This is a genomic window from Sphingomonas echinoides ATCC 14820 (genome assembly GCF_000241465.1).
Classification (GTDB): domain Bacteria; phylum Pseudomonadota; class Alphaproteobacteria; order Sphingomonadales; family Sphingomonadaceae; genus Sphingomonas; species Sphingomonas echinoides.
Map to the genome: position 1 here is coordinate 3,316,335 of NZ_JH584235.1, position 8,029 is coordinate 3,324,363.

Annotated in this window: 7 protein-coding genes; all 7 read left to right on the top strand. The window is 65.8% G+C overall.

Going from position 1 to position 8,029, the window contains the following annotated elements; all coding sequences use genetic code 11:
* The coding region (locus ON00_RS15430) for a biotin/lipoyl-containing protein (RefSeq protein WP_010407317.1) at window positions 1-892 on the top strand (892 nt) is incomplete at its 5' end.
* Window positions 893-969: 77 nt separating this feature from the next.
* The gene (locus ON00_RS15435) at window positions 970-2,439 is read left to right on the top strand and encodes an efflux transporter outer membrane subunit (RefSeq protein ID WP_010407319.1); all 1,470 of its coding nucleotides are present in this window, start codon (window positions 970-972) and stop codon (window positions 2,437-2,439) included.
* On the top strand, window positions 2,440-3,819 hold the full coding sequence (locus ON00_RS15440) for an efflux RND transporter periplasmic adaptor subunit (protein ID WP_010407322.1): 1,380 nt from the start codon (window positions 2,440-2,442) through the stop codon (window positions 3,817-3,819).
* Window positions 3,794-4,582, top strand: coding sequence for an ABC transporter ATP-binding protein (locus tag ON00_RS15445; protein ID WP_010407325.1), 789 nt, complete (start codon window positions 3,794-3,796; stop codon window positions 4,580-4,582). The genes ON00_RS15440 and ON00_RS15445 overlap by 26 nt, the downstream gene beginning before the upstream one ends.
* Complete coding sequence (locus tag ON00_RS15450; protein ID WP_010407327.1) at window positions 4,582-5,790, top strand: ABC transporter permease; 1,209 nt, start codon at window positions 4,582-4,584, stop codon at window positions 5,788-5,790. The genes ON00_RS15445 and ON00_RS15450 overlap by 1 nt, the downstream gene beginning before the upstream one ends.
* A 214-nt stretch (window positions 5,791-6,004) precedes the next feature.
* Window positions 6,005-6,937, top strand: coding sequence for a 50S ribosomal protein L11 methyltransferase (locus ON00_RS15455; protein WP_010407328.1), 933 nt, complete (start codon window positions 6,005-6,007; stop codon window positions 6,935-6,937).
* Window positions 6,938-7,010: 73 nt separating this feature from the next.
* Entirely contained in the window at window positions 7,011-8,009 is a 999-nt protein-coding gene (locus ON00_RS15460; RefSeq protein WP_010407331.1) for an adenosine kinase, read from the top strand.
* Window positions 8,010-8,029 lie beyond the last annotated feature (20 nt).

Here is an 8,029-nt window from a genome sequence, read left to right on the forward strand (position 1 = left end):
GAGGAGGGGAGAAGCGTATGTCCGCGTCGATGATGGCGTGCGCGAAGGGGGCGAGGTCAGCATGTTCTATGACCCGATGATCGCCAAATTGATCACCTGGGCACCGACGCGCGAGGAAGCGATCGACGAACAGATCGCCGCGCTCGATGCGTTCGAGATCGAAGGGCCGGGCAACAACCTCGATTTCCTGTCGGCGCTGATGCAGCATCCGCGCTTCCGCAGCGGGACTATCACCACCGGCTTCATCGCCGAGGAATATCCGGGCGGCTTCCATGGCGCGCCCGCCTCGCCCGAACTGTCCGAAGCGCTCGCCGCGATCGCGGCCTTCGCTGCGACCGCCGAGGCCGACCGTGCGCGCCGCATCGACGGGCAACTCGGCAAGCGGTTGCGGCCGCCATCGGACTGGTCGGTCAAGATTGGCGAGCAGGAGCATCTGGTCGCGATTTCGACGACGGGGATCACGGTCGACGATGCCGATCTCGACATTGCGCTGGAATATACGCCGGGTGACCGCGTGGTCGAGGCCGAGCTGGAGGACGCCCCGCTGACCGTGAAGATCGCGCGCACGCGCACCGGCTTCAAGCTGACCACGCGTGGCGCGAGCCACGTCGCGCGCGTGCTGCCCGCGCACGTCGCGCCCTATGCGCAGCATCTGATCGAGAAGATCCCGCCCGATCTGTCCAAATTCCTGCTGTGTCCGATGCCGGGTCTGCTGATGCGGCTCGATGTCGCGGCGGGCGACAAGGTCGAGGCGGGGCAGCCGCTTGCCGTTGTCGAGGCGATGAAGATGGAGAACATCCTGCGCGCCGAAAAGGCGGGCACGGTCAAATCGATCAACGCCAAAACCGGGGACAGTCTTGCCGTCGATGCGGTCATTTTGGAAATGGAGTAACGCAAGACGTAGTTTCCGCGACAGATTGTCACGAAATTTCGGTGGACCGCGCGTGGTGTATTAGTCAAATAGGGATCATGCGCTCCCCGACCGTCCTGCTGCTCGCCCTGTCATTGCCGATTGCGGGGTGCTCCGTCGGGCCCGCTTATCACCCGGCGACCCCGGCGGCGCTGGGCGTGCCCGATGGCTATTCGGTGGCCGCCGACACGCGGCCCTTGGCCAACATCACGACATGGTGGGCCAATTTCGACGATCCCTTGCTGGTCAGCATCGTCGAGCGCGCGCGCGTCAACAATCTCGATATCGCACAGGCCGTCGCGCGGTTGCGGCAGGCGCGCGAAGCGCTGATCCAGTCGCGCGCGCAACTGTTGCCGACGCTCAGCGGATCGGCAGGCTATACGCGCTCGCAAAGCATTGTTGGGGGCACCACCACTTTGCCGGGCGGGGCGACGATCATCACCGGGCGCGGGTCGGGCGATACGCTGTCGGTTGGGTTGAACGCATCGTATCAGGCGGGGCTGTTCGGCGAAATTCGCGGCGCGGTCGACGCCAGCCGGGCGCAATATCAGGCGTCGGGCTTCAATTACGCCACCGTCCTGCTGTCGACCGAGGCGGAAGCCGCGCGCAATTACATGCTGGCGCGGCTGTATCAGGCGCAACTCGCCAATGCGCGCGGATCGCTGGCGCTGCAGGACGACAATCTGGAGATCGCCGGATTCCGCGTGCAAGCGGGGCTGGTGTCGTCGCTCGATGCCGAACAGGCGCGCTCCCAGCGTGCGAGCACGGCGGCGACGATCCCGACGCTGGAGCAGAATTATAACGCCGCCGTCTCGCGGCTCGGCGTGCTGACGGGGCAGGCCCCGGGCGCGCTGAAGGCCGAGCTGGAAGCGGTCAAGCCGATCCCCGCCGGGCCGGATTCGGTCGCGGCGGGCATTCCGGTCGATACGCTGCGCCAGCGCCCCGATGTGCGCGCCGCCGAACGCACGCTGGCTGCTGCCACCGCGCAGATCGGCGTGGCCAAGGCGCAGCTCTATCCGGCGCTGGCGATCAGCGGCAGCTTTTCGACCGATGCGTCCAAGATCGGCAATCTGTTCCAGACGATTGCAGGGCAGGCCTTTGCCGGGCTGACTCAGGCGATCTTCAATGGCGGACGGCTGCGTTCGCAAGTGCGCGCCAATGAGGCCGCCGCCGATGGCGCGCTGGCCGCATATAAGGCGACCGTGCTGGCCGGGCTGGAAGATGTCGAAAATGCAGTTATCGCGCTCGACAGTGCCAAGCGTCGCGCGGCGGAGTTCACGATCGCGCTCGATGCCGCCAACAACACCGCGATCCTGTCGCGCAGCCAGTATCGCGCGGGCCTGACCGATTTCACCACGCTCAACACCGCCGAGAGCAGCCTGTTGTCGGCACGCAACGGCTTGTCGCAAGCGCAGTCCGATCGCGCCAACGCGCTGGTTCAGCTGTATCTGGCGCTCGGCGGCGGTTGGGACAGTGCCGCCGATCCGACGACGCTCCCGACTCCTTCTTCTCCCGCGCAGGTGCGATAAATGGCCGATCCCGTCCCTTCCAACGCTCGTCCCGACCTGGACGCCTTCCTGGGGGCCAAGCCGGTCCCTGCATGGCGGCGCTGGGCCAAATGGGGGGCGGTCGCGCTTGGCGTGATCCTGCTGCTCTTGGCGCTGAAGAGCTGCTTTGCGGGAAGCGCCAAGCCCGAATATGCCACCGAAACCGTCGCCCGCGGCGCGCTCTCGGTCAGCGTGTCCGCGACGGGCAAGCTGGCACCGACCAATCAGGTGCAGGTCGGCTCGGAATTGTCGGGCCTGGTCACTAAGGTGGTGGTCGACGTCAATGACCGGGTGACGCAGAACCAGCCGCTGGCGCTGGTCGATCCGTCGCGCTTCCAGGATGCCGTCAACCAGAGCCAGGCCGCGCTTAATGCCGCGCAGGCAACCGTCGCACAGAATCAGGCGACGCTGGCGCAGTCGGTCGCGCAATTGGCGCGGCTGCAGGAAGTCAGCCGCCTGTCGGGCGGGCGCGTGCCGGCCAAGACCGAGCTGGAACAGGGCATCGCCGACCGCGACCGCGCGATCGCCAATGTCAAGGCGGCCGAGGCCAATGTGGTGTCGGCGCGCGCGACGCTGTCGTCGAACGCCACGCAGTTGCTCAAGACCGTGATCCGCTCGCCCGTCAACGGCGTGGTGCTCGCGCGCCAGATCGAGCCCGGCCAGACCGTGGCCGCGTCGTTCAGCACGCCGACCTTGTTTGTCATCGCGCAGGATCTGTCGGCGATGAAATTGCAGGTCGCGATCGACGAAGCCGATGTCGGATCGGTCAAACAGGGCCAGAAGGCGACCTTCACGGTCGATGCATTCCCCGGCAAGACCTTTCCCGCCACGATCACGCGCGTCGATCTCGGATCGAATTTGAGCGCGCAGACCACGACCACCACCACGACCACCACCACCGGGCAGGTCGTATCCTATAGCGCGACGCTGAGCGTCGGGAATGCCGACTTGCAATTGCGGCCGGGCATGACGGCGACCGCGGATATTGTCACCACGGCCAAGTCCGATGTGTTGCTGGTGCCCAACGCCGCCTTGCGCTTCAAGCCTGCGACGACCGGAGCCAGCGCGAACAGCGGTATTGCCGGGGCGCTGATCCCGCGCGGGCCGCGGCGCGGCGGCGCTGGATCTGCCAAGGGCGAGACGGTCAAGCGCGGCGGATCGCAGACGGTGTACATCGCCGACGCAACGGGAACCCCGCAGCCGGTGCAAATCACCACGGGCGAGAGCAACGGCACGATGACCGAGGTGATCGGCGGCGACCTGAAGGTTGGCGACAAGGTCATCACCGGGCAATTGGCGGCGGGTGCCACCGCAGCCGCGTCCAAGCGTAAGGGCAATGGCGGGCAGAGCGGTGGCCAGTAGCGCGCCCGCCGCGATCGAGCGCGGCGCGCGGATCGCGCCTGGCGCAGCGCTGCCGATCATCAGTCTGCGCGGCGTCACCAAGACCTATGGCGAGGGCGCGACCGCGTTTCTGGCGCTGAAGGGCATCGACCTCGATATCACGCAAGGCGATTTCGTCGCGGTGATGGGGGCGAGCGGATCGGGCAAGTCGACGACGATGAACATCCTCGGCTGCTTGGATGTGCCAAGCGCCGGGACGTTTCAGTTCAAGGGCGTGCATGTCGAGACGCTGGATCGTGATCAGCGCGCCTTGCTGCGCCGCAAATATCTCGGCTTCGTGTTTCAGGGCTTCAATCTGCTCGCGCGCACCAGCGCGCTGGAGAATGTCGAACTGCCCTTGCTCTATCGCGGTGATGCCAAGAAGGCGCGGCGCGCGGCGGCGATGGCGGCGCTCGACAAGGTCGGGCTGGCGGAGTGGTGGGATCATACCCCGGCTGAGTTGTCCGGCGGGCAGCAGCAGCGCGTCGCCATTGCGCGCGCGATCGTCACCAGCCCGGCGGTGTTGCTGGCCGACGAACCGACCGGCAATCTCGATTCGGAGCGCTCGGTCGAAATCATGCAATTGCTCGCCGGGCTCAATCGCGACAGCGGCATCACCGTGATCATGGTCACGCACGAGCCCGACATGGCCGCGTTTGCGCGCACGATCGTGCATTTCAAGGACGGCCTGGTCGAGCGCGTCGATACGCAGCATTCCCCCGGCCAAGTTCCGGCGATCGACTGATGTTTGGCACCACCCTCATCCTCGCGCTGCGGTCGATCTCGCGGCACAAATTGCGCTCGTTTCTGACGACGCTCGGCATCATCATCGGCGTGGCGGCGGTGGTGACGATGGTGACGCTCGGCAACGCCACCACGGCGGCGGTGCAGAAATCGATCTCGTCGCTTGGCACCAACATTTTGCAAGTGCGCCCGGGCCAGGGCTTTGGCCGTGGCGGCGGCGGGCCGCGCCCGCCCGATTTCAAGCCGCAGGACGCGGTTGCGATCCGGGACCAGATTGCAGGCGTTACCGCAGTCGCGGCGCAAGCGGGTGCGTCGGCGACGGCGATTTATGAAGGGGCCAACTGGTCGACGACCGTCAACGGCACCACCAACGAATATTTCCAGGTGCAACCATGGCCGTTGGTCGATGGGCGCTATTTCTCGCCGATCGAGGAAGCGGCGGGCAAATCGGTGTGCATCATCGGCAATACCGTCAACGACAATCTCTATCGCGGCGGCTCCCCGCTCGGCACGCGGATGCGCATCGGCGGCATTTCGTGCGACGTGATCGGGCTGTTGTCCAAGCGCGGGCAGGCGGGCTTTGGCGGCGATCAGGACGATGTTGTGATCATGCCGCTCAAGACCGTGCAACGTCGCTTTACCGGATCGACCGACTTGAAGCTGATGCTGGTCGGCGTCGACCAGTCCTATTCGAGTGCGGCGGTACAGGCGTCGATCGAAAATTTGCTGCGCGAACGGCGCAATATCAATGGCGGCAAGGATGATGATTTCAACATCTTCGACACCGCGCAGATTTCGGCGACGCTGACGCAATCGACCACCTTGCTCACCGGCATCGTCACCACAGTGGCGGCGATCAGCCTGATCGTGGGCGGGATCGGGATCATGAACATCATGCTGGTGTCGGTGACCGAACGCACGCGCGAAATCGGCATCCGCCTCGCGATCGGCGCGGTGGCGAATGAGGTGCTGATGCAGTTTCTGGTCGAAGCGATTGCTTTGTCGATGCTGGGCGGGGTGATCGGGCTGATCGTTGCGCAGCTGGCGGTGCTGGGGCTGTCGGGCGTTATGAAGGTCGATTACCTGTTCGTGCCGCAAATCAACATCATCGCCTTTGGCATTTCGGCGTTGATCGGTGTGGTGTTCGGCTATTTCCCGGCGCGGCGTGCGGCCTCGCTCAACCCGATCGACGCGCTGCGCCACGAATAGCGCGCAGCGCAAAAAGCCTTCTTCTCTCTTAGCTTTGTGCCTTTGTGTCTTCGTGCGAGCTAATTTCTGCGCTCGCAAAGGTATTGGAAGCTAGAAAATCTCGCACAAAGCCACAAAGGCGCGAAGAGGGTGTGCCCCAAGCATCGGGTGATGGGATCGAAGAAGGATTTTCGGGCCGCTTGCGCGGGCGCGGCGGTGGGGGCAGGAGGCTGGCATGACCAGTTGGAAATTGAGCCTGCCCTGCACCCGCGCCGAAGCCGAGGCGATCGATGCCGCCGAGGATGTCGCCGAGGGCGTCGTGCTGATGACGACCGAAATCGAGGAAGATGACCGCGAGCATTGGCGGCTCGACGCCTATCTTGAGGCGGAGCCTTCGCCCGAGACGATCGCCGCGATCTGTGCGCTGGTGCCAAGTGCTGCCGCCACCGCGCCGGTGATCGAGCGGCTGGCGGATGAGGATTGGGTGACGCTCAGCCAGCAAGGGCTGGAGCCGATCGCCGAGGGGCGCTTCGTCGTCCACACCAGTGCACATCCGGTCGCGCCGCCGCCGGGCGGGCGCGCTTTCCTGATCGAGGCGGGGCAGGCGTTCGGGACGGGGCATCACGCGACCACCTCTGGCTGTCTCGCGATGCTCGATGGGATGGCGGACCAGTCATTCGGTACGATCATCGATGTCGGCACCGGCACCGGGCTGCTCGCCTTCGCCGCGCGGCATTTGTGGCCTGAGGCTGAGATTATCGCGACCGATATCGACCCGCGCGCGATTGTGGTGACGCGCGAAAATGCGGAGCTGAACGCGATTCCTGCGATCGACCTGATCGTCGCCGATGGCGCGCTCGACGACAGCATCACCGCGCGGGCGCCCTATGACCTGCTGATCGCCAACATCCTCGCGGGGCCGTTGGTGTCGATGGCACCCGAGATCGCCGCAATTGCAGCACCCCGTGCGACGATCGTGCTGGCGGGGCTGCTGGAAACGCAGCGCGGCGATGTGGTCGCGGCGTTTGGCGAGTGCGGCTGTACGCTGGACGCGGTCGACCGGCGCGGGGACTGGTCGATCCTGCGCTTGACGGCGGGGGCGGTGCGCTATGTGCCGACCAAGCCGATCGACCCCAAGGGCCGCGACGGCTGGGCGCTCGACCTCTGACCGGCGTGGGGCGGTTGCGTAGTGCCCACGGCCCCGGTACGGCGCGACAACCTTTTTTGACCGGAGACCCTCTGTGACCGAGCCCACTTACGACGTCGTCGCGATCGGCAATGCCATCGTCGACGTGTTGTCGCAGTCCGACGACGCCTTCCTCGCCGAGGCGGCGATGACCAAGGGCTCGATGCAATTGATGTTCTCGCCCGAGGAAGCCGACGCGCTCTACGCCAAGATGGGTCCGGGGATCGAGGCGAGCGGCGGCTCGGCGGCGAACACGGTTGCGGGCATTGCGGCGATGGGCGGCAAATGCGGATTCATCGGCCAGGTCGCCAACGATGAGCTGGGCGACATCTTCGCGCACGACATTCGCGCGGTCGGCATCGATTTCACCACCGCCGCGCGCGAAGGCGCACCGACCACCGCGCGCTGCCTGATCTTCGTCACGCCCGATGGCCAGCGCACGATGAACACCTTCCTCGGTGCCTCGCAATTCCTGCCCGAGGCGGCGCTCGACCGCGATCTGATCGCCAGCGCCGCGATCCTGTATCTCGAAGGCTATTTGTGGGACCCGGAAGAGCCGCGCCAGGCGATGCGCGCCGCAATCGAGGTTGCGCGCAAAGCGGGGCGCAAGGTCGCCTTCACGCTGAGCGACGTGTTCTGCATCTCGCGCCACGGCGGCGATTTCCGCAAGCTGATGGCCGATGGCCTGATCGACATCATGTTCGCCAACGAGGCCGAGATCACCGCCTTGATGGGCACCGACGATTTCGACGCGGCGGTGACGGCGGCGGCGGCGGAAGTGCCGATGCTGGTGGTGACGCGCAGCGAGCATGGCGCGATCGCGGTGTCGGGCGGCAAGACCGTCAGCGTTCCCGCCGAGCCGATCGAGCGCGTGGTCGACACCACCGGTGCGGGTGACCTGTTCGCCGCCGGTTTCCTGCGCGGCCAGGCGCAGGGCAAGAGCATCGAAGCGTCGCTCAAGATGGGCGCGATTTGCGCCGCCGAAATCATCTCGCATTACGGCGCGCGCGCGCAGGTCGATTTGAAGGCGCTGATCGCCAGCAAGCTCGGCTGAAACCTTCCTCCCCTCCCTGA